The sequence below is a fragment of the Pelotomaculum propionicicum genome, assembly GCF_048984525.1.
GTDB lineage: Bacteria > Bacillota > Desulfotomaculia > Desulfotomaculales > Pelotomaculaceae > Syntrophopropionicum > Syntrophopropionicum propionicicum_A.
On the sequence record NZ_JBMGJC010000007.1, the window covers coordinates 169,579 to 195,292 of the forward strand.

At 47.0% G+C, this 25,714-nt stretch carries 22 protein-coding genes and 2 riboswitches; of the genes, 3 read left to right on the plus strand and 19 right to left on the minus strand.

The window, feature by feature from the left end:
* Positions 1-8: 8 nt before the first annotated feature.
* The 5 genes from ACOBQJ_RS09590 to ACOBQJ_RS09610 all read right to left on the minus strand — a co-directional run bounded on the left by ACOBQJ_RS09590 (position 9) and on the right by ACOBQJ_RS09610 (position 4,256).
* Positions 9-224, minus strand: coding sequence for a hypothetical protein (locus ACOBQJ_RS09590; RefSeq protein WP_421071532.1), 216 nt, complete (start codon positions 222-224; stop codon positions 9-11).
* Positions 225-350: 126 nt separating this feature from the next.
* Positions 351-926, minus strand: a complete 576-nt coding sequence (locus ACOBQJ_RS09595) for a flavodoxin family protein (protein WP_421071533.1) — start codon at positions 924-926, stop codon at positions 351-353.
* 110 nt (positions 927-1,036) lie between these two features.
* The gene (locus tag ACOBQJ_RS09600) at positions 1,037-1,519 is read right to left on the minus strand and encodes a DUF4418 family protein (RefSeq protein WP_421071534.1); all 483 of its coding nucleotides are present in this window, start codon (positions 1,517-1,519) and stop codon (positions 1,037-1,039) included.
* A gap of 185 nt (positions 1,520-1,704) precedes the next feature.
* Complete coding sequence (locus ACOBQJ_RS09605; protein ID WP_421071603.1) at positions 1,705-3,690, minus strand: S-layer homology domain-containing protein; 1,986 nt, start codon at positions 3,688-3,690, stop codon at positions 1,705-1,707.
* Positions 3,691-3,908: 218 nt separating this feature from the next.
* Positions 3,909-4,256, minus strand: a complete 348-nt coding sequence (locus ACOBQJ_RS09610; protein ID WP_421071535.1) for a cupin domain-containing protein — start codon at positions 4,254-4,256, stop codon at positions 3,909-3,911.
* Between the two features lie 156 nt (positions 4,257-4,412).
* Here ACOBQJ_RS09610 and ACOBQJ_RS09615 point away from each other — a divergent pair, with 156 nt between their 5' ends.
* Together ACOBQJ_RS09615 and ACOBQJ_RS09620 are read left to right on the plus strand one after the other, a co-directional pair.
* Positions 4,413-4,838: a MarR family winged helix-turn-helix transcriptional regulator gene (locus ACOBQJ_RS09615; RefSeq protein WP_421071536.1), complete on the plus strand. Its 426-nt coding sequence runs from the start codon at positions 4,413-4,415 to the stop codon at positions 4,836-4,838.
* Positions 4,839-4,944: 106 nt separating this feature from the next.
* The gene (locus ACOBQJ_RS09620; RefSeq protein ID WP_421071537.1) at positions 4,945-5,511 is read left to right on the plus strand and encodes a flavin reductase family protein; all 567 of its coding nucleotides are present in this window, start codon (positions 4,945-4,947) and stop codon (positions 5,509-5,511) included.
* A 6-nt stretch (positions 5,512-5,517) separates the two neighbouring features.
* On the opposite strand, the gene ACOBQJ_RS09625 is transcribed toward ACOBQJ_RS09620, so the two are convergent.
* The 3 genes from ACOBQJ_RS09625 to ACOBQJ_RS09635 form a co-directional block, all read right to left on the minus strand.
* The gene (locus ACOBQJ_RS09625) at positions 5,518-7,044 is read right to left on the minus strand and encodes a PLP-dependent aminotransferase family protein (RefSeq protein ID WP_421071538.1); all 1,527 of its coding nucleotides are present in this window, start codon (positions 7,042-7,044) and stop codon (positions 5,518-5,520) included.
* 99 nt (positions 7,045-7,143) lie between these two features.
* Positions 7,144-7,641, minus strand: a complete 498-nt coding sequence (locus tag ACOBQJ_RS09630; RefSeq protein ID WP_421071539.1) for a GNAT family N-acetyltransferase — start codon at positions 7,639-7,641, stop codon at positions 7,144-7,146.
* 57 nt (positions 7,642-7,698) lie between these two features.
* Complete coding sequence (locus ACOBQJ_RS09635) at positions 7,699-8,880, minus strand: PLP-dependent aminotransferase family protein (protein WP_421071540.1); 1,182 nt, start codon at positions 8,878-8,880, stop codon at positions 7,699-7,701.
* Between the two features lie 367 nt (positions 8,881-9,247).
* Here ACOBQJ_RS09635 and ACOBQJ_RS09640 point away from each other — a divergent pair, with 367 nt between their 5' ends.
* On the plus strand, positions 9,248-9,712 hold the full coding sequence (locus ACOBQJ_RS09640; protein WP_421071541.1) for a methylated-DNA--[protein]-cysteine S-methyltransferase: 465 nt from the start codon (positions 9,248-9,250) through the stop codon (positions 9,710-9,712).
* Positions 9,713-9,733: 21 nt separating this feature from the next.
* On the opposite strand, the gene ACOBQJ_RS09645 is transcribed toward ACOBQJ_RS09640, so the two are convergent.
* The 11 genes from ACOBQJ_RS09645 to ACOBQJ_RS09695 all read right to left on the minus strand — a co-directional run bounded on the left by ACOBQJ_RS09645 (position 9,734) and on the right by ACOBQJ_RS09695 (position 25,698).
* Positions 9,734-10,849 (minus strand): ATP-binding protein, encoded by a 1,116-nt coding sequence (locus ACOBQJ_RS09645; RefSeq protein WP_421071542.1) that lies wholly within the window; start codon positions 10,847-10,849, stop codon positions 9,734-9,736.
* Positions 10,850-11,195: 346 nt separating this feature from the next.
* Positions 11,196-12,050 (minus strand): P-loop NTPase, encoded by an 855-nt coding sequence (locus ACOBQJ_RS09650; RefSeq protein WP_421071543.1) that lies wholly within the window; start codon positions 12,048-12,050, stop codon positions 11,196-11,198.
* Between the two features lie 215 nt (positions 12,051-12,265).
* Positions 12,266-13,927 carry an InlB B-repeat-containing protein gene (locus ACOBQJ_RS09655; protein WP_421071544.1) on the minus strand — a complete coding sequence of 554 codons (1,662 nt, stop codon included), beginning with the start codon at positions 13,925-13,927 and terminating at the stop codon, positions 12,266-12,268.
* Positions 13,928-14,368: 441 nt separating this feature from the next.
* A riboswitch (cyclic di-GMP riboswitch) is annotated at positions 14,369-14,451 on the minus strand.
* A 202-nt stretch (positions 14,452-14,653) separates the two neighbouring features.
* Positions 14,654-14,741, minus strand: a riboswitch (cyclic di-GMP riboswitch).
* Positions 14,742-14,959: 218 nt separating this feature from the next.
* Positions 14,960-17,557 carry a LuxR C-terminal-related transcriptional regulator gene (locus ACOBQJ_RS09660; protein ID WP_421071545.1) on the minus strand — a complete coding sequence of 866 codons (2,598 nt, stop codon included), beginning with the start codon at positions 17,555-17,557 and terminating at the stop codon, positions 14,960-14,962.
* A gap of 273 nt (positions 17,558-17,830) precedes the next feature.
* Complete coding sequence (locus ACOBQJ_RS09665) at positions 17,831-18,064, minus strand: hypothetical protein (RefSeq protein ID WP_421071546.1); 234 nt, start codon at positions 18,062-18,064, stop codon at positions 17,831-17,833.
* Positions 18,065-18,306: 242 nt separating this feature from the next.
* Positions 18,307-20,796, minus strand: a complete 2,490-nt coding sequence (locus ACOBQJ_RS09670; RefSeq protein WP_421071547.1) for a LuxR C-terminal-related transcriptional regulator — start codon at positions 20,794-20,796, stop codon at positions 18,307-18,309.
* A 182-nt stretch (positions 20,797-20,978) separates the two neighbouring features.
* On the minus strand, positions 20,979-21,335 hold the full coding sequence (locus ACOBQJ_RS09675) for a GIY-YIG nuclease family protein (protein ID WP_421071548.1): 357 nt from the start codon (positions 21,333-21,335) through the stop codon (positions 20,979-20,981).
* Positions 21,336-21,418: 83 nt separating this feature from the next.
* Entirely contained in the window at positions 21,419-21,721 is a 303-nt protein-coding gene (locus tag ACOBQJ_RS09680) for a DUF2087 domain-containing protein (RefSeq protein WP_421071549.1), read from the minus strand.
* A 3-nt stretch (positions 21,722-21,724) separates the two neighbouring features.
* Positions 21,725-22,204 carry a DUF6530 family protein gene (locus ACOBQJ_RS09685; RefSeq protein ID WP_421071550.1) on the minus strand — a complete coding sequence of 160 codons (480 nt, stop codon included), beginning with the start codon at positions 22,202-22,204 and terminating at the stop codon, positions 21,725-21,727.
* Between the two features lie 199 nt (positions 22,205-22,403).
* Entirely contained in the window at positions 22,404-24,341 is a 1,938-nt protein-coding gene (locus ACOBQJ_RS09690) for a glycosyl hydrolase family 88 (protein ID WP_421071551.1), read from the minus strand.
* Between the two features lie 148 nt (positions 24,342-24,489).
* Complete coding sequence (locus ACOBQJ_RS09695) at positions 24,490-25,698, minus strand: MFS transporter (RefSeq protein ID WP_421071552.1); 1,209 nt, start codon at positions 25,696-25,698, stop codon at positions 24,490-24,492.
* Positions 25,699-25,714: the final 16 nt, after the last annotated feature.

Here is a 25,714-nt window from a genome sequence, read left to right on the forward strand (position 1 = left end):
GTTTAAAATTATCTCTTTCTTGTTTTTCTGGCCATTGCCAGGTCTCCCAGGATGCTGCGCAGCATATCGTCGCTATAACACTCCACTACCCATTTTTTTACTGTGCCCACATCGACACCGAGATGGTGAGCCAGGTTTTGCACAAGTTCTTTTTCGGCTAAAACGCGGTCTACCATCCTCTGCCTTAACGATATTACTTTGGAACTCCTTTTTACAACAGGCACTTGGACCACCCCGCCGTTTTTCCTTTATATGTTTATTATAAAACGCATAAGGGTGATTTGACATTTAATTATGGGCTGGTATATATTACCGGCCTCCGGTAATATAACTAAATATTTCTTTGTGCCTTACCCGTTAATCTTTTTCAGCAGCCAGGCCATGTTCTCACCTAGCACCTGCATGGTGTGCATCCCTTCCGCATCAGACTCCACGTCACCTTTACCCATACCAATACCCAGGTTCCAGTAGCTCGAGCCGGGCACGATCATCTGGCTGATAAAAAACAGGTGGTTGATTGAGTCAATGGTGTGGATCGCTCCAGCCCGGCGCACGGAAGATACAGCCGCTCCCACTTTTCGTTTTAACAAACCGCCGTTGGCCATTGACACAAAACCAGATCTGTCAATCAGGGCTTTCATCTCCGCCGACATATCGGAAAAATAAGTGGGAGAGCCCAGGATAATACCGTCCGCTTCAACCATTTTTTCATAACATTCATTAAAAAAATCATTTTTAACGGAACATTGCCTGTCTCTATTTTCCATGCATTTGTAACAGGCCATGCAGCCCCTTATTGGCTTGCCGGCAAGCTGGATCAGTTCCGTCTCGATGCCTTCCTTTTCAAGCTCCGCGAAGACACGTTTTATAAGGATCGCGGTATTACCGTCACTCCTGGCGCTGCCGTTGATGCCTATAACTTTCATGTGATACCCTCCTTGTAATGACATTTGTATTGTAAAATGAAAAATATATTCAGTCAAGGAGGGGGTCGATTATCTAATATAATTAGATTTTAAAAGAAATTCAGGCCCGCTTAAGGGGTTGTGCCGTAGCCGGATTTTCCGTTGTATGCCAAGCGTCCTGCTTTTTCCGCATTTTGTTCCGCTGCGGAACGGGGAGCCAGCCAGGCCAAAACCACACCTGTCATCATTAATAGTGTTCCGGCGCTATAAAACCATGGCAGGCTTTTGTTGCAAGGCATGTCAGGGCTGCTGCAGGTTCCAATAACCCAGGGCTGCAGGACCAGAATTATGCTAAGGCTCAGCGACACCAGGAACAGACCGCCAAGCCGGCGCCCTTCCGCCCCCCTGATAAAAAACAGGGAACCTGCCACAAGCAGGGCAAACATTGAGACAAGCAATTCGACCTGGTAGGCGTACCGGCAGCACATGGGGACCGTCGAGGCATTTGCCGTCTGTATCATCATTTTGCAGGCAGGAAAAACTTTGGGTATAATAAGCAGGGTCAAGCAAAGAAACACGGCAAAACCGGAAAGGATCTTCCACTTCTTATTCATAACGCTATTTACCCCCTATCATTTTTTTGATCCTTAGATATACTTTCTTAATTATATAGATACTGGTTGCTTTCAATTCCTCCCAAGTTATAGCAATATAAACGGCAGAGCCCCCTCCAAAAAATAATGAGGGGGCCTACTTCTGCAATTAAGCATGTTGTAAAAAACTATATATTGTAAAAATTCTATTTCAACACTGTCAGGGTGGTGATTTCCCCGTCCTCCAGGTTGATCCTGACTTCCCAGTCTTCTTCAATATCATCCAGGTCTATACTGTAGCCGCCATGATTTTTCAGGTCCGGGTCATCCGCCAGGCCGTATGTGAACCGGTTGCCGCTGACTTGTTCTACCCTTAACTTTTTGTCCCTTTCATTCACATAAATTACCGAGCCTTCCAGAGTTATATTCCTATCGTTGATGACCTCAATCTTTATGACTTCATCGTCATCCAGCAGGACCTCAACATAAGATCCAATAACAATATCATCCAGGCTGATCCTATCACCGTATCTGTAAAAATCAGCACCGTCTGCTATATCATATTGGACCCTGTTGCCGCTGCTTCTTCTTATCCTGATAAGCTTCCGGCCGTCTTTTGCCAGGTCATCCACAGTGCCTTCAGCATTAGAGTATTCTTCATTTGCTTCTATATAACATACCTGATCCCTGCTGTTCAGTTCCAGCCTTACCCAATCTCCTTCGTCCAGATCATCAAAATCAATTCTGTCGCCGTCCCGCTCAACCTTAACGTCATCAATTACTACATATTCGGTCGTTTTTCCATCATCGTTGCGTATGACTATTCCCATTGTCCCGATGGTATCCAGATCTCTTATTTCACCTTCCAATTGATCCATTTTAAGTACCTCAACGTAATCAATCCGGTCACTGCTGTCCAATTCCAACCTTACTCTATCGCCTTCGTTAAGGTCGTCAAAATCAATGCTGAGGCCATCTCTCTTTACCACTACATCATCAGCTACCTCGTATTCCGTTGTGTCTCCTTCATCATCGCGTATGGTTATACCCATGGTCCCAACATCATCCAGATCCTTTATCTCTCCTTCCAGGCTTGTAGAAGTCCCGAGGAAAACTATCTTAATAATTTTATAATTTGAAACAAGTATTTCAACATAGTCTCCCTTGTTTAAATCTGTAACACTTAACATTTCACCGGAATAATAAACTTCAACGTTATGTACCACCGGACGGGTTAACTCCTGTCCGTCATTGCCAATAATACTTAACCAGTATTCCCCGCCAGATGAAAGGATAAGGCTCACACTGCCCTTGTATTTCCGGGCATCAGTTGGTCGCAATGCATTAGCGTAAACTGCGTGCTGATTCTTGTCCATGATAATTTCAACATGGTCTCCACTCTTTAGCTCCTCCGGTAAAACACTGGTCCCGTCAAGAAAAAACTCGCAACCGTCAGCATAGAAAATGCTGCCGACAGAATCCAGAGTTATCACCCGGCTGTTTGGTTCTATGTTTGTGACAGTACCGCCGGCACGCCTGGCAGGGCAGGGATCGGCATATTTTAATTCCACAATTTTGGACATCATAACAGCAATTTGAGCCCGGTTAATATTATCATTCGGTTTAAATACATTGCCGGGAAGCCCCTGCATGATGCCGCTCTTGACCACCGCCGCAACACCTTCCCGGTAATCCGCGGGTATCTGGTCCGCATCACTAAATTCCATCTCGCTGCTGTCCGGATCTAATGCAAGAGCATGGAAAGCCAACATGGCCACTTCGGTCCGGGTCGCTGGAACGTTCGGCTGCAGCAGGTGCAAATAATCCCCGTCCAGCATACCCCGCGCAACCGCCATGAACAGGTATCCGCTGCCCCAGTAAATGTCCGGGGGCAGCACGTAATCCGCACCGGTTTTTTCTGCCGCTTCAGCCTGGTCTTTCAGCCCCAGCATCCGAATCAGCATAGCCACAGATTCCAGCTTGGTAACATCATTGTATGGCTTATAAACATCCCCGGGGTAACCGGTAACAACTCCGCTGGCTTCCATTTCAGTTATAGCCTTCTCGGCCCACGAAGCTTCTCCCAGATCCGTAAGTTTACTTCCCTCAGCTTTCGAGCCCCAGCCCAGGACAAAGGTTAAGGATACCGCCAATACCAGAATCAAAGGATACGATCTAGTGTTTCTAAGCATGGACAAATATCATCCCTCCCTCAATAATAATCCCATTACGCCATTACATCGCTTTGAATAATTTGCTACTACTCTTATAACTTCCATCCACAGAGATGAATTTCCTACGTTTTTGAGAATTTTTATCAAAAAACTTGTCGTACGGTATAAAAGAACCCGGCCCCCCCAAAAAAAAACCGGCTGCTACACAGCCGTGTTTTCTCATACTCAATCAGGTGTTACTTGTCTCCTTCCTCCGGAACGATGCAGATGAAAACGAAATCGTTATCACCGGTGCTCCTGAACTGGTGCTCCACGTTGGAGGGGACATAAGCTATAGAGCCCTCTTTAAGCGGGGTTTCTTTTCCATCTAAAAGCAATACTCCGGTGCCGCTCAGGATATAATTAATATGCGGCCACGGGTGCGCGTGCAGCGGAGAGCACCCTCTTTCCCTGAGGGTAAAAAGTCGCATGACCCAGCCTTCCCACCCTTCCCGCGGGCCGATTAAAGTTTTTTTGAAGGCGTTTATCACACCGGGAGCGTTTACTTTTATTTCATCCAAGTTTTTAACATTGCCAACGAACACAAAAACCCCTCCGTAAATAATTTTATATCTCATATTCTAGGTTTCAGCTAAATACCCTTTAAACGTATAAAAAGGGACATTATGTTCATACCAATTTGACAGGATTCTATTTCCATGATAACATTTGTATATACAAATGTTTAAGGATAATTTGCCATGATAGAAGAATATCTTAAAAACTGCCTGTATTTTACCGCCAGCAAGCTGGCCAGAATAATCACAAAAATGGCCGAGGAAGAATTTGCGCCAACAGGGCTGTCGCCTGCTTACGCCTTTTTGCTGATGATTGTCCATGAGCGCCCGGGCATCTCACAGCAGGAACTCGGCAGCGCGTTGCATCTTACTCCTTCCACGGTAACCAGGTTTATTGACAAGCTGGAGGTCAAGGGCTTTGTAACCAGGACTGTGGAGGGGAAAAATTCTCTCATCAACCTGACCGAAAAAGGTCTTGTCCTCCAGGAAAGAATAGAGCAGGCATGGAGCAGCCTGTATGACAGGTATTCGGATATTCTTGGGGAAGAGGAGGGTGATAGCCTGACAAAATTAATTTTTGATGCGGGTGAACGGCTTGACGGAAAGTAATATTTTTTTATTAATTATTTGTTTGTACATGCAAACGGTTGGTATTTGTAAACGATGACTTCATCTAAACCCGGTCGGTATAAGTCATAGAAGGAGTGATTAAAAAGTGGATAAAAAGAAGCTCGGCAATAAACCGTATTTGTATCCTTACCCGGTGGTCATGGTCGGCGCCGATGTGGACGGGAAGCCTAATTTCATGACAATAGCTTTCTGTGGTATTGTCAACAACAGCCCCGGCATGATTGCCTTCGGTTCGTTCCGAAAGCACTACACTAACAAGGGCATTCTCGCAAATAAGGCTTTCAGCGTGAATATCCCTTCGCAGGACATGCTGGAGATTACCGATTACGTAGGCATTTACTCAGGTGAAAAGACAGACAAGAGCAGCCTCTTTAAAGTATTTTACGGGGAACTCGGCAATGCGCCGATGATCGAGGACTGCAGCCTCAACATGGAGTGCAAAGTCTTGGAGGTCCTCGATATCGGCGGGCTGGACTACATCATAATAGGCGAAATAATTGAGACCTATACTGAGGACAAATACCTGACCGGGGATTTACCCGATGTTCAGAAAATGCGGCCGGTGGTCTTATCCATGTTCGACAACCGCTATTTCAGCATTGGCGAATATCTTGGCCAAGCCTGGCACCTGGGAAAAAATTATAAGCGCTAAGTATCCTTAAAACAACTGCCCCTCTTCCCTTACATGCCGGGTGTCTTTTTTGTGATCTGGCCCCGTATTGGACAAATCACGCAGGGCGTCGCAAATTATTGATATGCCTTTCCGGATCCTGGCCGGTGAGCAGCGGCTAAAGCTCAGGCGAAACATTTCTTTGCCGCCGCCGTTGGCGTAAAATATGCCGCCGGGCACAAAGGCCACTTTTTTTTCAACCGAATAGGCCAGCAGGCTGCCGGCCTGGACCCCTTCCGGCAGGCGGCACCAGACGTGGAAGCCGCCCGCGGGACGGCTCCACCGCAGGCCGGACGGCGCGTATTCCGCCAGGGATGCCAGCATGGCGTCTCTCCTTTTATGATACTCTCCTCTTACCTTCTCCAGGTGTCCCTGGAGCAGTCCCTCCCGGCAATATTTATTGACCGCCCACTGGGCAAGGCTGTTGGTGTGCAGGTCGTCGAGCTGTTTTGCCATCAGCAGCTGCCGGACAAGGTCCGCCGGCGCCGCCATCCAGCCCAGGCGCAGGCCTGGGAAAAGCATCTTGGAGAACGTGCTGAGATAAATTACATGATCGGCGGCGTCCAGTGACTTCAGTGAAGAAACCGGGCCCCCTTCAAAACAAAGCTCACTGTAGGGGTCGTCCTCTATAACAGGCACGTGAAAACGATAGACCAGCCTTAAAAGATCCCTGCGCCGGCTGCCGCTCATGGTGATGCCGGACGGGTTTTGATAAGTGGGCTGGGTATAAATTAGCTTCGGCCTGTAGCGGGAAACAAGCTGCTCCAGGATATCCAGCCTCATTCCCTCTTCGTCCATGGGAACACTTAATATGCGAGCCCCGGCTGTGGCAAAAACCTGGATGGCGCCCATATACGTTTGCTCTTCTATTACCACCGGGTCTCCCGGTTCTATCAGGACTTTAGCCGCTAAATCCAATCCCTGCTGAGAACCCGAGAGAATAATAATATTATCCGGCCCGGCCTGGATACCCTTATTACGCATAAATTGCGCCAGGTATTCACGCAGGGGATAATGCCCGGCGGTAGGCCCGTGCTCAAAAAGACAGCCGCCTTCTTTATTGATCAACCCTGAAATTATATTGTTAAAATCTTCTGAGGGATGAAACTCGCGTGCGGGCACTCCCACGGCCAATGATATAGTATCTTCACTTGTAACCAGTTCAAGCATATCGCTTATAAAAGGATTGAACATCCTAGAAGCCCGGCTGCTGAACAGGTTTTTCCAGGCCGGGGGCTGTACCGTGGAATATGCTTCATCCCCGCTTTCCCTGTCGGGAACATACTTAACTACAGTCCCCCTGCCCACGTGAGACTCGATCAGCCCATCGGCCTCCAGTTCACGGTAAGCGTTTACCACCGTGCTCCGGTTTACGCCCAGGGCTGCGGCCAGCTTTCTTTCCGGGGGCAGGCGATAACCCGGCTGCAGGACCCGTCCCAGTATCAGCTGGCGGACCTGGTTTTTTATCTGCAGGTATAAAGGGGTGCGGCTTTCACGGTCTAAGTTTATTTTCACTGTCAACCTCCTCCACAACGTGTCAAGGGGATGGTTCTCTTGACACGCTTTTTTCAAACGTGTCACAAGAACCGTCCCCTTGACACGTTTGAAACAATGCTACACTATCTCCTTTTCCATCCACACCACGTCGAAATGCACATCTTTTTTACGCCCGATATTATGAAACCTGCCGCATTCAGTAAAGCCATTCTTCCTGTGAAATTGCAAGCTCTTTTCGTTACGCGACGATATGTTTGCCATTATGTATTTTATCCCCATCCTGCCGCCTTCTCTTTCCAGCAGAGACAGGGCTTCTCTGCCGATGCCCCTGCCGACCTCTTTCTGATCTAAAAAGTAACTTATCTCAGCTGTTTCCCTGAACACCGGCATGGGGTTGTAAGCCCTGAGAAAACAAAAGCCTATAACTCTGCCGTCATCATTATTTTTTATTACATACGCCGGGTAACCCCTGGTCATCTCCAGGAACATGCCAAAAAACTGGTTTGGGAGCTTATGCTCAGGGTAGGCGGCAAAACTGTTTTCCACGTAATAATTGAAGATATCCATTACTTCCCCGCAGTGCGTCACCGTCATCGGCTCGAACCTAATATTCATAAAAATACTCCTTTCCTGGAGCTAAAAGATAAGAAAAACACAACACGACTTTTTCAATCAGTGCAGGCAACTGGCAAAAAGGCGGGCCAGGCGCCTGATGCCGCTTTTGATCTGGTGCGGGGTGGAGTTGGAAAAGTTCAGGCGCATCGTATTAAGTCCTTCTCTGTCCGTATAAAAAGGCGCCCCCGGCACATAAGCCACGTTTTCTTCTACTGCCCTTTCCAGCAGTTGTATAGTGTCAATGTGCTCCGGCATGGTAACCCAGAGAAACATCCCCCCGTCCGGCCTGGTCCAGGAAATGCCTTCCGGAAAGTTCTGCCGCATCTCCTCCAGCATAATATCCCGGCGCCGGCCGTACTCCCTGCGGATGGCTAGGACGTGGCCGGAAACATCGGTTTTTTCCAGGTAGCGGTATACCGCCCGCTGTACCAGTGTACCCGTATGCAGGTCGGTCCCCTGCTTGGCCAGCACCAGCTTCCGGATCAATTCGCGGCCGGCAACAATCCAGCCCAGGCGCAACCCTGGTGCTATGGTCTTGGAAAACGTACTCAGGTAGATCACCCGGCCGGCATCGTCAAACGACTTGACCGGGGGAAGCGGCTCACCGCTGTACCTGAGGTCCCCATAAGGATCATCCTCGATCAGGGGCACTCCGTATTTCCCCAGCAAATCTGCCGCCGCCCGGCGCCTTTCAAGGCTCATGGTTACACCGGTCGGGTTTTTGAAAGTGGGAGTAAGGTAAATCATTTTTGGATTTTGTTTCTTTATTGCCAATTCCAACGCGTCAATATCTATACCCTGGTCATCAGTAGGCACCGGGCAGAACCCGGCCTGGTAGCTGCGAAATGTCTGAATTGCTCCCAGGTAACTGGGTTTTTCCACTAAAACTACATCCCCGGGATCGACAAACAGCTTGGCCAGCAGGTCCAGCGCCTGCTGAGAGCCATTGGTAATCAGGATATTATCAGGCCCGGCCTCTACCCCTTTTTCCCGCATCCTGGCCGCTATGTACCCGCGTAGGGGCAGATACCCTTCAGTGGTGCTGTACTGCAGGGCGGACGGGTCATCCCCCTCCAGGACCTCACAAAAAGCTTCTTTGATTTCTTTTATGGGAAAAAGTTCGGGAGCCGGCAGTCCGCCGGCAAATGAGATAACCTCGGGCCGCTCGGTTACCTTTAATATTTCCCGTATTACCGAACTCTCCATCTGGCTGACCCTCTCGGCAAAATTATAATTCATTTTTACTCCCCTCTAAAGTTGGAATGCTTGAAATTAGTATATTTGCCTTTTCAGAGGTTAACAACAGCCAATTGGTTGATTAATTATACCATCCAATTATTGAAATTCATTAGATTATCCTCCTGCCAAATCAGAAAACCTTCGTGGTATAATATGATAGTTGAAAATTTTTTCTGGCGGAGCATCCTTGGTTCCCTGCAGCGCAAATGATGCCGGCCATATTGCCGGGACAAGTGAAACAGGTCTCTTGTCATTTACCTGCGCATCACTCAATTTTGCGACAATGAGAACCGTCCCCTCTGTCGCTTTTGCAACAACAAGAACCGTTCCCTCTGTCGCACAGCATTTGAACAGGAGGCTGAAATAAATGAATAATATATTTTTCTACCAGACCGCCATCGGGGAAATAGGCATAGCTGAAAACAGGGGCTGTATCACAAATATTTTTTTTGAGAATGAGCAAATACCCCGGAACAACATCATCTATGAAACCGGCATTTTAAAAGAAGCAGCCCGGCAGCTGCATGGCTACCTGGCGGGAAAGCTCAAAGAATTTGACCTGCCCCTTGCTCCCTCCGGCACAGAATTCATGCTGCGTGTTTGGAAAAGCCTCCTCAATATTCCTTATGGCGAAACCCGGAGTTACCAGGAAATAGCCCAAAGCGTGGGTAACGCAAAAGCCTCAAGGGCGGTGGGGCAAGCCTGTAACCGCAACCCGATCCCTATTATTATCCCCTGCCACCGGGTAATCGGAGCCAATGGAAAGCTGACCGGTTTTGGAGGAGGGCTGGATATAAAGGCTCGTCTGTTGGAACTTGAAAAGGCCAAATAACCCAGGCAAGAAAAAGAGGCACTAGGTAAGTCCCCCTGGTTCTTTTTCGCACAGGGGCAGGCTTATTTGAAAAATACTGCCTTGGCCGGGTTCGCTTTGAACAGTAATTTCTCCATTGTGCATGTCCACAATTTTTTTGACGATAGACAGCCCGATACCCGTGCCTCCCACTTTTCGCGTGGCCGGGTTGTCAACTCTATAGAACTGGTCGAATATTTTTCCATGTTCTTCACGGCTCATGCCAATGCCACTGTCCCGTACCGAAATGATCGCCTTATCGCCAGACACTTCAGCGGACAAATGTACAAACCCTTTTTCCGTGTATTTAATCGCGTTGGAAACAAGGTTGGTGATTACCTGGTATAACCTGTCCCTGTCCCCGGCCACACATAATGACTGCGGCAGATCAACTTTAAGTTCCAGCCTTTTTTGTTCCGCCTCAATAGCAAAAAGATGCTGGGCCTGCCGCAACAAGGGCACAATGTCTACCGGCCGCGGGGAAAAAGAGAACTCGGTAGCCTCAAAACGGGCCAGGTCCGACAGGTCGCCCAGAAGCTTGTTCAGGCGGTCGCATTCTTCCAGGGCGCTGCCCAGGAAATCCTTCTGCGTTTCATTCAAACTGCCCGCGTCACCGGCTAAAACCAGTTCCAGAAAGCCCTTGATTACGGTCAGCGGCGCTTTAAGGTCGTGGGTGACAGCTGACAGGAAACTGGCCTTGGTCTCTTTCAGTTCCTGCAGCAGTGTTACGTCCCGGAATACTTCTATGCCGCCGATTACTTCTCCGTTATCCCCTATGATGGGCGCCACGCTTACTTCCACAATTACACGTGAGCCGTCACGCCGCTTGGCCCGCACCAGGACCGGTTTGTCGCCGGGCGCCCCCTTGACCATGCACTGGTGCAGGGGGCACAGGTCGTTTTCACACAGCGGGTTCCCGTTTGCATCAACATGGTTCAATATATTATCGGAACATTTGTGTCCTAGAGTGTATTCCGCACTAAAGCCGGTAATTTCCTCGCAGGCCCGGTTCCAAAAAATAATCCTTCTGTTCCGGTCAGTCATGTATACTCCGTCAGCTATACTAAGCAGAATTCGCCTGAAATTATTGGTGTCGCTCAATAAAGTGCCTTCAAGCAAACACATTTCCTCCCTGGACAATTTCCAAACACCCCCCATAAAATAACTTACCTATGGCCTTCTATAATATTTTCAACAAAACAGACTCTTTCCCTTTATCGAACGATATCCGTCAGATTTGCCACAGCAGGGAAAACACAAGCAGCCCTCGTTGTCTTATCCTTCCAAGGACAATGAGGGCTGCTTCTCCGCAGGGTTAAACTATTCATTTATTTTACAGAAAAAATCTATAACCCCGTCCCACTGACATCTTATTAAAAAAGAGGCGCTATTTACACTCCAGCGCCTCCCTACTCAACATTATCAAACAAATTTGTTGCCTTCCAGGCACCACCGCCTAAAGCTGTCAGCATTCCCGGCCGCCTGAAAAACCCGGCATCTCCAGGCTGTCGGCCGCTTTTTCAAGCCAGTCGCCTTCGAAAAGTTCAACCAGTCCCCTGTCGCAAACTTTCGCAAGCCTTGGATCGATGGGCAGCCTGGCCAGCACATCGATTTTATGCTGCCGGGCGATTTCCTCAATGTGGCTGTTACCGAATATTTGATGTTTTTTCTCGCAGTCAGGGCACTTGAAATACGCCATGTTTTCAACTACGCCGATAATCGGGATATCCATCATTTTTGCCATCTTGACGGCCTTGGACACTATCATTGAAACCAGCTCCTGGGGTGATGTTACAATTATTATCCCGTCCACAGGTATGGATTGAAACACGGTAAGAGAAACGTCCCCCGTGCCTGGCGGCATATCAATGAACATGTAATCCACGTCGCCCCAGATTACTTCTGTCCAGAACTGCTTTACCGTATTTCCGATAATGGGGCCCCTCCAGACAACCGGATCCGTTTCATCCGGCAGCAGCAGGTTTATCGACATGATTTCGATGCCGGTTTTGCTCCTTGCCGGCAGCAGGCCGAGCTCATTCCCCGTCGCCTTCTCCCTGATCCCGAAAGCTTTGGGTATGGACGGCCCGGTAACGTCCGCATCGAGGATGGCTGTATTGTAGCCCCTCCTTTTCATCGTTACGGCAAGCAATGACGTCACCAGCGATTTGCCGACCCCCCCCTTGCCGCTGACAATGCCGATAACTTTTTTGATATTGCTCAGTTCGTGCGGTTTTACGAGAAAATCTTTGGGTGAATCCTTCCTTTCAGCACAGTCCTCACCGCAATTGCCGCATTTTTGGTCGCAGTCTTTGCTCATTCTCTTTCTCCTTTATGATTATGTTGTTATTTATTATACGCTGTATTGAACATATGTCAATAATAGGCCCGATCCTCGCCTGAAGTTGGGCCTTTTCTCCGTTTCCAGACAAAAATGCCTCCGGCTCCGGATGTACCGGAAACGAAGGCATTGATTTATTTTCTGATATGCTTCATGTAGGAGACTTAATCAGAAATATTTAGTATCAACACATATTACTTTGTCCTTACCTTTTTCGAAGGACCGTTAGTGGTTTCAATATCCCCTGCGTACCCGGCCTGGACGGTAAAGGTATAGGAAGTGCCCTTGCTAAGCCCGTCAATTACAAATGTTGTGCCGGCGCCTGCACTAAATGTTTTGGACTGTTCCCCATAGTAAACTATATATTCTACAGCCTCCGGAACCGGTTGGTTCAAGGTCAGGGTAACGCTGTTGGAAGTCACTGCAGTGGCCGATAACCTGATCCCCTTTGGCCACCCTGGAGCGGCAGCCTGGAAGTTGGCTGTCAGGTTACGGTCGGCCGTTCCCATAGTAAATCTATAGGTGGCTTTGGTGCTGACTGCATTGGAACCCTCGGTCCAGTTGACAAAGCTGTAACCCGGGTTGGCGGCGGCGGTGACCGTTACCCTGGCGCCTTCCGCGTAGGACCCTCCGCCGCTGACGCTGCCGCCTTCAGCCGGGCTGGCAGATACGCTGACGTTGTACGTGGGTATGAGCGCAAAATGAGCCACCAGGGTGCGGTCAGCCGTGCCCATGATAAACTCATACACGGCGCTGGTGCTTACTTCTGCGTCGTTCTCGGTCCAGTTGACAAAGCTGTAGCCCGCGTTGACGGTGGCAGTGACTGTAACTATAGCACCTTCTTCGAAAGTCCCCTCGCCGCTGACCCAACCGCCCGCAGTCGAGTCGGCTGCTACTGTAACTGTAACTGTATGTGTTACCGTCAGTTGATTAATAGTGAACGTGCCGGCGGAGGCGTCGTCCAAGCTGGTGTAGTTAACTGTATCATTTGGTGTGAAGTCCCCTGTTACCGCATAAGTACCGGCATCGGTCGGCACTGTTGATGAACCGTTATATTTAACATCACTGACCACGCCATCGACCGATCCGGAAACTGCCGCAGCCTGCGGTGAACCGTTGTAGGTTACCGGAGAGTTGGTAACCGAAAGAACAGGCGTTGCCTGGTTGATAATGAAGCTGCCGGCGGACGCGTCGTCCGAACTGGCGTAGTTTGTGGTATCGGTTGGTGTAAAGTCTGCTGTTACCGCATAAGTTCCGGCAGCGGTTGGAACAGTAAATGACCCGTCATATTTAATATCACTTACCACACCGGCAACTGAGCCGGATACTTCCGCAGCTTGCTGCGAACCGTTGTAGGTTACGGGAGAGTTGGTTACCGAGAGAACCGGCGCAGTCTGGCTGACCACGAAGCTGCCGGCGGAGGCGTCGTCCAAACTGGCGTAGTTTGTTGTATCAGTTGGAGTAAAGTCTGCCGTTACCGCATAAGTCCCGGCAGAGGTTGGCATGTCAGAAGACCCATCATACTTAATATCACTTACCACACCATCAACTGAACCGGAAACTGCCGCAGCTTGTGGTGAACCGTTGTAGGCCACCGGAGAGTTGGTTACCAAAAGGGTAGGTGTTATCTGCCCTTCGACTGTATAATACACCTTGATTTTCATGGAATCAACACCAGCGACAGCGTTATCTGCAGTAGCATTAATAACAACTGACAGCGCTGCGCCAAAGTCGGGATCTAAAATATCAGCAACATTCCAACTGGTAAGCCCCCAAAGATCACCAGGTCCGCCATAAGTAGCCGATATACCTTCGTCCCCAAATAAAAAACCATCCGCATCCGTAGGCCAACTCACGCCAATGTTCGCTTTGTTTGTTTCAAGAATAGAGCCTGATGCGTTTATTAAACTGACATAGTAATCTTGAATATCATCATTTGGAGTTGCTATGCGCCTAACAGAAACTTCTATCCCAGTAATTGTAGCCCCACTTGGAATCATGGTTTCGGTAAAGCCAAAATTTGATCCTCTAAGATAATAAGATATTGAACCAGTTCCACCGGGAAACATAGCGAAAGAGCTACCATCGTTAACTATACTTCCTGGGTTAAGCCAACTACTACAGCCTGGTACGATACTTTCGCTGGCAACACCTGGCAATCTGTAATCTGTCGATCCCTCTAACGCACAAGCCATTCCCGCAGACATTATGCTAAGCACTATTGTCAAAACAAGCAACAAACCCAGTTTCCTAAATTTTCTCATTGATTGCATACATTTCCCTCCTAAAAATTTAAGTCTAAGAGGGCCGGTTACACTACTGGCTCCGCACGGCCCAAGTGTCCATTTTCAGGCCGTGCTTCACAGCCTCCCTTTTTTGAAGCAAATCCCTGCATAACAACATTTGCTTGTATCCGCCGTGATTACCCTGCTGTCCTTTCCCCGGTGTCCACCTCTTCTCTTTATGGATATAGTCTGAGCTTAAAGTATGACCTGTCTACCATTATCGAACTTCTAGAACCTATCATTTTACTGGCAAATATATGACACAAAAGCAGCCCAAACTGACTGAATAGGTAACCATTCAGCAGCCCGGCTGCCTTAAGTGCACAAACTTGTAGGCCCGCTGGCTTTGCGTCCCCGCCTTTCGGCGAGTTTGCCCTAGTTGTTTATTTTGAAATTTTATAGTTAATAAACGGGTTGATGCAGTTTTTTAAGTACTTTTTATAATACTACAAAAATGGAAAATAAGAGTCGTACCAAAGTACGCCAAATACAAAAAAGAGCTATGCATATCTCCTGCATGTTTTTATTTCATAATATGGATATGGGACAAAGCATAAAATTGAATTTGGTTTATAAAACCCTGTCAGTCTGTCAGTCAATCATCTAATCCAAAAGGCCTGTTTCACGGACCAGCTTGATACACTGGGCGCGGTTTTTCACCCCAAGTTTGCTGTAAATATTGCCCGTATGGGTCTTAACGGTTCTCAGGCCGATATTCAGTTTAGAGCAGATCTCCTCGTTAGTGTGTGCCGAATAGAGCAGTTCCAGCACTTTTATCTCCTGCGCTGTTAAAATGCTTTTTAACCTTGCGGCAGCAGCTTCACTTTTGGCAGGTAACAGCACCCGCATATTGGCCTGTGTTTGCCTGAGCAGTTTTTTAGCATAGGCTGTCAGGTCTGCGTCTGGGCCTTCCTCATTCCTTAAGTGGCTGACAGTTTGCTTTAAAACGTTGATTATTGGTTCAAACTCATCAACATAGCTCCTGACAAAGCCTTCTTGTATACCTGTGGTGAGTGACTTTTTCATGCAGTTCACCGCACTGGTAAGTTCACCTCTTTTATATGCCAGCATAGCCAGCAGGTTCAATATTTCTACCCTGCTGTGCAGCCTCGCCTCAGCTTTGGTAAAGGACAGAAGTCTGGCCAGCAAAAGCCCGGCATCGTCAGTACGGTTTTTGGCCATCAAAACCCTGGCGTATACAATAAGTTCGAATTCTTTAATCCTGTTTATCTCACTGTAAATATTTAGTTTGCTGGAACCAATCCACTTGTCTGCCATATCCATATCTCCTGTATCCAGATATAAACAGGTTCTGTAGGCGTTAATTAAATAATTCCAGTGGATTTTGTTTATACTTTGAAGGAGCTTTTCACACTCTTCCAGGGCGGCAAAAGCTCCCGGCAAATCCGCCCGAGCCCTTTTTATTCGGGCTAAATCCACCATCACGGGGACAAGAGTTCCGGGACAATTAGCGGACCGCGCCTCTTCCAGGGCCTTGAGCAGGTATGGGAGGGCATCTTCCAACCTGTTGTTTTCATACAGGTATTCGCCTGCCGCAAGAGGGGCGTATCCCGGATGTTTTGTAATTACTGTCCTTAATTTCCTGGCAATCTCAGAGAATTCATTATATTTTTCCCCGAATAAGATTGCCCCCTTGTAGATGGGGCAACGGTAGAAATATATGTCTGAAATGTTGAAATCAAAGTATTCCAACGTTTTATAGTAACTATATTCATTTTCCTTAACATCCTTCATTAAGGATAGTAATTCTTCCATCTTCCCTTCTCTCATGAGCAGGTTGGCACTTGCCAAACTGAATAACACTTTGGCATACAGTTTTCGGCGCGGGTCATCGATTTCAACAGCAAGTTCTTTAATCCTGTCAATCCATTTTTGGGACAAGTCAAAGCAGTTCATTGAAGCGTAATAATCCGAGTATAAGCCGGCAATATCAAGGCTGTTTACCCTGTATGACTCAGGCAGCCGGTTTATCCAGGTCATTGCCGTGTCGTAATCATTTCTTCCGGCAAAATCAGCCAGTTGGGGTTCTATCAACGTCAAGGCACGATCATACATTTGTCCTTTTAAGTAATGATCAATAGCATGGGAAGCAAGCCCTTTTTCACGATACCAGGCTGCGGCCCTGGCATGCAGCTCTAAAAGCCCGGCAGGGTCTGATTTTTTAAGGAGCTCGTAAAGGAAATCTTTAAGAAGATGATGGTATTTGTAGATATGTTTTTCATCATCTAAAAATATGAGGAACTCGTCTCGTTCTCTGAAATCCTGCAACATCCACGCCCCGTTACTCTCTCCTGTAACCGCATCGCATAAGGGTTCGCAAAGCGTTTCAAGCACGGAGGTTTTCAAAGCAAACATCTTTTTTTCCAACGGCCAGGATCCGATTACCTCATCCTTCAGGTATTGGTAGATACCATGACCGCTGCGTGCAATGCCGGCCACAATGTCATTACTGACGGTGTCTTTCTCTATAGACATAGCTATGGCAACTAAAGCCGCGGCCCAGCCCCCGGTATAGTTCTCTACCTTTTCAACATCCTTGTTGTCGAGTGGGAAACCCCTTATCTTATAAAATCTAGAGATTTCTTCCCCTCGAAAGGTAAGGTCTTTTGTGCCGATCCTGAGCAGCTGAGATTTGATTTCAAGCTTTGCCAGTTCCAGCTCTGGCTCTGTCCTGCTTATCAGTACCAGGTGCATCCTGGGCGGCAGGTAGTTTATTAAATAAGACAGTCCTTTAGAAATCAACGGGTTGGTAATTAAATGCACATCATCGATAACCAGCATGAAGTCGGACTCCATCCCCACCAGCCTGTCGATAAGGATGTTTATCTGGATATTTGCCTTGATCAGTTCCTGCGACGAAAAAACATATTCTGTGTCACGGGTTATGCCGGCCGCCATATCCTCCAGGGCGGCACATATGTAGCGCCAGAACAGCATGGGGTTGTTGTCGTTGTCATCAACTGACAACCAGGCTGCGGGAAGATTTGACTTTTCCAGCCATCCAAGGACGGCAGTTGTTTTACCATAACCCGCGGGCGCTGTTACCAGGGTGAGCTTGTGCCTGGTTGAATCATTCAACTTATCGTTGAGGCGCTCACGTGATATCAGGTAGTAGCCGGCTCCAGGAATGCTGTATTTGGTTCTGACCAGCCCGGCTTCGTATAATGTGCTTATGGCCATTGTTTTACTCCTCTTAAAACCGTATATCTCATTATCATTTTTTTCCACGTACAGAAGGATTCTCCTCCAGTATTCGACAATTATCGTCAAAAATTTAGTGAGGGGACCGGGGACAAGGGACCTTCCCTCTGTCCCACCTGAACCCCATGACAGAAAACACCCCCGGGAGTGTTGGTCTCCAGGGGGCAGAAGGCATTTAGTAATAGATTGAGTAAAACCGGCTCCACCGGGTGAAGGTGCCTGGATTAATAACCAGCCTGCCCAAGAAAACAATTATCTCTCAACCATGCTGATAATCTCGTCGATTGTTATCTGGCAAAGGTTATTCCACACCAACGTGTTTTCATGCTCTACCCTGACGGCAAGAAATTTTTTTATATCCGCCAGCCCGCAGAAACGGGTGGTTTGCAGCCTGGTCCGCATGTCGTAGATAATGCGGTGGTTATTGCTGAGTTCTATTGTCAGGGTATAGTCGTGGTCGGGAACGACTTTGATTATTCTCGCCATACCTACACCTTCCAGAATTATTAAGGGACTATGACCACATACTAAAAAAATACTAACAATAATTTTTAAATTTTATAATTATACGTTCGTATAAAATCAATGGTTTTTAAAGTTGTGGCATAACGACAAAAAAGCGGCAACCAGTTGTTCCGCCTGTTATAAGGCACAACTTTCTTGATACCGCTCTAAGCATGGTTTTAATATTTGATTCCGGTTGTAGACACTCCTGTATTTAAATTTTTTTAGATAAGCTTCAGTTCCATGGTTTTTCTGACAGCTGCCGCACGGCTGCTTACCCCCAGCTTCCGGTAAATGGACGTGATGGTTTTTTTTACAGTAATTTCAGCGATAAAAAGACGGCCCGCTATTTCCTTGTTGGGTTGGCCTTCAATCAGGAGTCTCAGTATGTCTTTCTCACGCTCTGTCAGCTTTAAAACTGGTGATTTGTTTTTGCCGGCAGACACCAGGTTGCGCCTGTATTGTGTTGATTCGTTAACAAGCCTGTCCAGGTATTTGTCCTTTTTGCTTTCCCTGGCCAGGTCAGCAAGGATATCTAGAATGTATTCACCATACTCGGCGTAAGGCAGTATAATACCGTCGGCCCGGCCGATGGCCAATGCCTGCCGCAGGGCTATTTTTGCTTTTTCCGGGCCATATAATTGGTTCTTAGCAATGGCGTCAAGCACATGGGTGTGGAGATGGCCGAGCAAGTTATTAAAGATGGAAAAAAGCTGGCGCATCTCCTCACAGAGCACTTCCAGTTTAAGATAATTTCCCTCCAGCAGTAAATACCTGGCGTGGACGAGGTAATTGAAAGCCAATCCCTGGTAAAACATTTCATCATACTTCATATCACCGTTTTTAAGCCACCCGGCAAAGCTCAGGGGTTCGCCTGTTATGCCGCCCAGGTAGCCGTAACATAAATCCAGGGAGTTCATGAAAATGGGGTTATTATACTCAGCTAATCTGATAGTTAATTCGTTAAGAAGGTCTGCTGCTTCCTGAAATTTGCCCCTTGCCGCGTAAAGCCGGGCCAGGGTAAAGGTGGCACAAATGATAATGGGTATCTGCTCCATGGTCTCTGCTCTGTAAATTGCCTTGTAGGCATTGAGTTCGGCCTGGTCAAGGTCGCCCCTTTCCAGGCTGTATTCAGCCCTGATCAGGCATTCAAAGCCTTTGCCGCAGCCGCCGGATAATTCCTCGTAGTAACGGAAGTTGCTCTCCGCAAATTCCACTAACCCCAGCATATCCCCCTCTTCCCTGAAGTAAAGGTAAAGTTGGCTGGGGCAGCCGAAGTTTAACATCATGTCTTTGTTGGCAATGCGGGAAATACCGTCCAGCAGCGCATGGGCTTTTAAGTGGGATACGCTCATCCTGCGCACATCATTAAAGAAAAGAAAGCTCCTTACCAGTTCGATCTCCCCTGCTATCCGCCTCTTCAGGGCGGGCGAAACGAGGCTGTCGTTTTGATAGTAAGCTTCGATTTCTGAGAGGAGCCGGGCGCCGCCCTCCATATCTACTCTGGGAAGGTAAAAATTCGCATAGGTCAGGTAACCGATGGGATGCCGGTATTTCACATCAACAGGGATTTGCTCAAATAATTTCACAATATCCTGTGCGGCAGTGTCAAGCACCCGGGCTATACCCCGTTTCTCAAACTCTTTCAGAATGAGGTCGTATTCTTTGGCCTTGAGGAATAATCTCATTCCTGTGAGAGTAAAACCGTTGGCAATATGCCACTCGCCGGATCGCCTGTATAAATTGAGGACTTCCGTTTGGTCTGACTGTTCTTCGAGGAGCCCTCTTAAATAACCAACAAAAATGTTGTGCATCGTATATCTTTGTGACCGCTCGTCAAAGCGGATAAAAGAACTGTCACGGCTCAGTTTCTGAACCATCCCCGGCGCCGCCCTGTTTTCCGTGATGTATTCCACCTGTGGCAGTGTAAAGCTGTCCAGGGTGGAAAGGGCCATCAGCAGTCTTTTTTCATTTTCCGTATAACGTCCCATTACTGTTGTATTAATCAGTTCGTGCAGGTCTACCCCCGCCTCCAGCCTGCCGGTTTCCAGGTATCTCCGGCAAACCAGGTAAACAGCCGTAATCCAGCCCTCGGTTATCTCCCAAACCTGTTTTGCCGTAGAATCGGAAATTTCCCGGCCAAAAAGCTGGAAATAATCCTTTATTTCGTCCTGCGACAGCTCGAACAGGGAGCTTTTCAGCTGGTGGCAATACCCTTTCAGCTTTAAGTCTTCAATATTAATTTCCGGTCTTGTCCTTGAAATAATTAAAAGATGCAGATCCGTGATCCTCTTCCTCACAAGCTTCTCCAGCAGCATATCCAACTCCGGCAGGTTGGCAAAATGGTAGTCGTCAACTACCAGTACTTTATTTTTCAGATACGTCCATTCTTCTATTAAATCAAATACTCTGTCCCTGTGCGATGCGCTGGCGGGAAAACCCAGGGCGTTTAGACGGGCCCCGATTTCCGGCTCATTTTCGGCAAATTGCCTGGTAAGGGAGTTCCAGATAATGTGGGCTGACGTCTCGTCGCTCTCTACATTCAGCCATACATAATCTGCTTTCATCTCGTCAAGAAAATCCCTTACCGCAACAGTCTTGCCATAGCCCATCGCCGCCACCACCAGCGTCAGCGGATAGTCAAATGTATGGCCAAGCTGCTCCCTGATCATTTTTCGTTTTAAAATGCGACGCGCGTGAAAAAGTTTTTCCATCGTAATAAAATCTTTCTTTTGTTATTAATAACCGACGTTACTTAACAAACACAACGGGAGTAACACCCTGATTAAATTTTTCAACAATCAGTAGCTTTCTCCTCCAATATTCGAAATTTTTAAGATAATATTATGAACCTGAATATTTTTAAAAAAAAACCGCCATTCGGTTAAATACCCGGCTATATTCTTTTTTTGTAAAACTCCATGTTTTCCCCGGTCAGTTTGTCCTCCCAGAGCATCTGCAGCACTTCCAGTTCCGCACTGTAGTCGGTTTTTGACTCGTCCTTGTCGTATTCCAGGTTCTCCAGGATTTCTATTGTGAAATTTTCGGGGCCAAATTCTTTCCATTCTTTTTGCAGTTCCCGGTTGGGGTGAAAACCGCCTTCCAGCCTGACTTTAGTGCCGTTGAGCACGCCTCTCAGATCCTGAGTTGTTTTAAGAAAACACTTGTTATTAACCTTGGAACGGATAATAAATATGCCCATCTGCGGCTTCATCTGCTTGTACTGCATCTTTAGTTCCTTTTTTCTGTCCATCTAAGGTGTCCTTTCCTTTTGTATATCTTTTCTCCCGTTTGTGTTCCCGTGTGCTTATGCTAAACGTTTATATTTCTCTTGTATCAGACAATGTCTGCTTTACCTTCCTCTTTCCTGACCACCCAGTATTTTGCCCCGTCCGGTGTCCGCCCAAGAAAATTGTAATCGACCAGCAGCCTTCTCAATATGAAATAGTCTCCGAACGTATGCCACTCGTCTATAATAGCGTTGACCTCTTTTTCGCTGTAAACACGGTCGTCCTCGTATTTTCCCGCCAAATAAGCCAGCACAGGAATTTTAGTCCTGTTCGGAACGGGGATCTGGGCAATTCTCCCGTCATCGTCTAAAAAAACCGAAATGTTGATCTTCTTATTTCTCTTGCCCATTTGTCAATAACCCATCTCCTTCAGAATCCTTGCTAAAGTATGCAGCCGCTCTCCGAGAATTTCATCGTCGTTGCTGAGAACCTGCCTGAATAAGGCAATGTCCTCGTTAATCTTTTCATTATCAGTACATACGGCCACCGTCATGGCGTCACCCTGCAACCCGACCCGGTCTATAACAGGGTTTTCTGTGTCATATAGTTTCTCATACTGATAAGCCTCCTGAAAATGCAGTTTCCCCCGGCAGACCAGGATGGCCAGGTCGAGTACGCGGTGCAGGGGCATTTCTTCAGACTGCCTGGACCATTTTTCGCCTGTATACCGCCATACTTTGGCGGATATATCCACCTTGCCGCGGTCATTCCACTGGGCCAGCCCCAGTGAAAGGCCCTTGGCGTCTGATTTATAGGCGTACCTGCCGTCAACATTCCCGTAGTTTTCACACACGATGACCGGCTTGTGCTTTAAAGTGGTCGGTATTTTCATTTTTTTGCCTCCATTTTATTTACTAAATTAGTAATTTACTAAACTACTATTACATAATAGTCCTGCCAGGGAATTTTGTCAATAAAAAGCTTTGAGCTCATGTATGCAAAGCTAAATATTAATGCCCCAAACCAAAACAGCCCGCCACTATACGTGTTGAGCTGTTTTCCTGCAGGTGAACTTTATTATTTTAATCTTATCAGTCGGTATCCAAAGCCGGCTCGTCAGTAATTGCGGGAGCCTGATGCAGGCCGCTGCTTGTATGTGCCAGCTTCCCCCGATAAAATAGCAGTTTATCATATTTATCCCGGTATTGGGCATATCCGCCCAGGAAGTGCTGCACATCGTCTATCCTGATCCTGTACCCGTCATGGCGCACAAAGAAAGTATCCAGAATTTTGGCCGGCTTTTTCAAATACATCGCGTATTCGGGGTAAAAGTAACCGTTCAGCATATGGTCAGCCCTGTAGAAAATAGTTTCAATAAAATATTTGTCATCGAACTTTTCCATATAGTCAATCTTAATATTGTTTTGAAGCATCCTGTCGTAAAGTTCGAATGTTGCCATCAACAATTCCATATAAGTGTGGTATGAGGTACCCCGGAAATAGATTTTATCGAGGTTTTCATTGGCGTTTCTCAGCGCAAATTCATAGTAGCGGCCGTCGTCCACATACTTTGTAATTTCGTTCATGGCATAAGCGACCCAGTGGTCTTTGTAAATTACGTAGTCCTCTCTGATGAAATTCTCAACAGCTGCTTTTGCGGCATTGAGCCATTTCTCGTCACCGGTTAAGCCATAAAGCTTGGCCAGAGCAAGAGTGGCTTCACCATCATAATATACTGTCCGGTATTCCGCTTTTCGCGAGAAGTCACTGCGCCCACTTTCACCGTAATACAGCACGTGATAATATTTCCCCGTATTCCGGTCCATCATGGTTAATATGCCGTTCCCCAACATCTCGCACAGTTCAAGATATTTATCCGTTTGGAATTTTTCCATATAGTCAACCAGGGCGCAAACCGCGATACCGTTTCCGCCGAGCTTGATTTCGTTGCTCTTTCTTTCAACCACATAGGCAGCTCCGCCGGCCTTGTAATCATATTCAATTTCCCCCAGCAAATATCCAATGGAGCTTTCTATCGCATTTTTATGCGATTCACCAGAAGCCGCGTCAAACTGTGTGACAAGGGTCCCTGTAGTTCCGGCATGGCGCAAAATATTGTAATCGGGAATCTGCTTGTCATAGGTGGGATACATGCCATAAATAAAGCTTCCGTCCTCTTGAATTGAATTTACAAGAAACTTTGTGCTGTTATCCATCAAAACGCCGGCATAATCCCCTGTTACTTCCTCAATAAGGCGCCGGCCGTAATTGTAATCCTGCTTATAGTTAAGGGTATAGCACCCGGTCCCGTCATATATATAGCCGCGGCAGGAAAACAGAATCAGGGCATCAGGAATTTTTTCGAGCCCATCCCTTTCATATAATGACAGGTATTCGTTAACCTCCTCTAAATCAAGGTCACCCGTGACGTCATAATCAATAAGCTTGTTGCCGTTGATCTCGGTTTCAAGAAGCGCGGTATTAAAATTATTGTCAAAGGCAATCCCCAGCCGGAAGAACTCATCAAAGCCTCCGGATTTTTTATTAATCTCAGCAGGAAGGTCAGCAGTAAGTATTCTCTTTTTATCATTCACAATATCCGCTTTCAGCCAGACCGTATTATAAGCTTTTTCTGTTACAAACGCCTTTGCTTTAATACTTGCATTTTCCCAGGCCTGTTCCAGGGTTTCGCCGGTTGCGGAAATCACTGTGGCCCTGTCAGCGGCATTGCACAGCGACAGAAAAACAACGAAATTCCCGTTATGCCCATAACTGCTTACCAATTCCTGGTTAACAGTCTGCTCAAGCTTATCACTGGAAAAGACATGCCCTTTCAGTTTTTGTTCAACCGCTGCATATTGTGCCAGCCGCTGCGCAGAATTCTGTTCCGCCTGCGCGCTTTCCACCGCACCGGCAGTCTTAAAAGGGTAAATTGCAGTAATTAATGCACAGACAATAACAATTGAAACGGTCAGTAAATGCGCGGTTCTTGTTCTCACATTTTTCAACCAGCCAGTCTTCATACTCATTAATTTTCTCCTTTATCCTATTCATCAGCTATTAATCAATACATTTATTGTTGATAATAGTTTACTGTTTTTCCTCATATAGCCTTTATAAATATACATTACATTAAAAAAACCTATACGTCCATAAAAAACAAAAACTATATTGCCTTTATTCACACGGCCTCACGTCCCCCTGCTTTACGATACCTCGCATGGCATTTTTCCCATACAGAAGATAATACAACAGCAGGCATGCCGCCATAATGGCTGCCACGCATAAGTACATTCCCCTGAAACCGGTGAAAGGGATTATTAATCCGAAAACCCATGGTCCGCTTCCCATCCCTGTGTCAGCAAACATATAGAAGGTGGAAGTGGCCAGACCCATCCGGTGCTGCTCAGTTAACTTAACTGCGATTGCCTGACCGCTGGACTGCAGGGCGCCAAACCCCAGGCCGATCACAGCTCCAGCCAGTAAAAATATATGGCCCGCTTGTGCCTGGCTGAAGATAACCATTCCAATTATGAAAATCAGTATTGCCGAGTACATGATCAGGTTTTCACCCTTAAAGTCAAACAACCGCCCGACAAACGGCCTCGTAAGAATGATCACTGCAGCGAATACTATATAAAAGAAACCGGCAGCCTCCACCATATTAATTTCTCTCGCATAAACCGAGAAAAAGGAAAGAACACTTGAATAACAAAAGAAAATAACCATACAAACGATTGAAATTGTAACTACATTCGGTTCAAAATAATTCTTTAATTTGAACTCCTTCATTTCCGCCAGCTGTTTTTCTGTTAATTTCACATCCCTGGCAGATAAAAATAATGCCAGGATCAGGTTAAATGCCGCAAAAATTGTACAGACAGCAAAAATCGTGCTGTAGCTGCCGTGCCGGCTGATGAATATACTTAAGAACGGGCCTACAGCGGCCGCAACAGTCACGCTTAAACCGTAATAACCGATACCCTCGCCAGTCCTTTCCCTGGCAACAATTTTTGCAGCGATGGTCCCGGCTGACGTACTGGCAATGCCAAAAGAAATGCCGTGGAGAAACCTGACCACAAGCAGCAGGGACACACTGGCAGCTCCAAAATACAGGCACGCAGTAGCCAGGACCAAAACCAACCCTATATAAAGTGTCTTTTTTTGACCGATACGTCCGATCCATACTCCCGTAAACAAACGCGCCACGAGTGCGCCAAATATGAACATGCCGGTAAGAAGGCCGGCCTCGCCCGGCGAAGAGTTAAATTTAATCATGGCAAATTCAGAAATAATTACCATCAATAAAGAAAAGTTTAAGGAAACAAAAAAGTTTATAAAAGTAATTATTAAAAAATCTTTGGTAAATAGTTTTGCTTTATTCATTTTTTACCTTCTATGC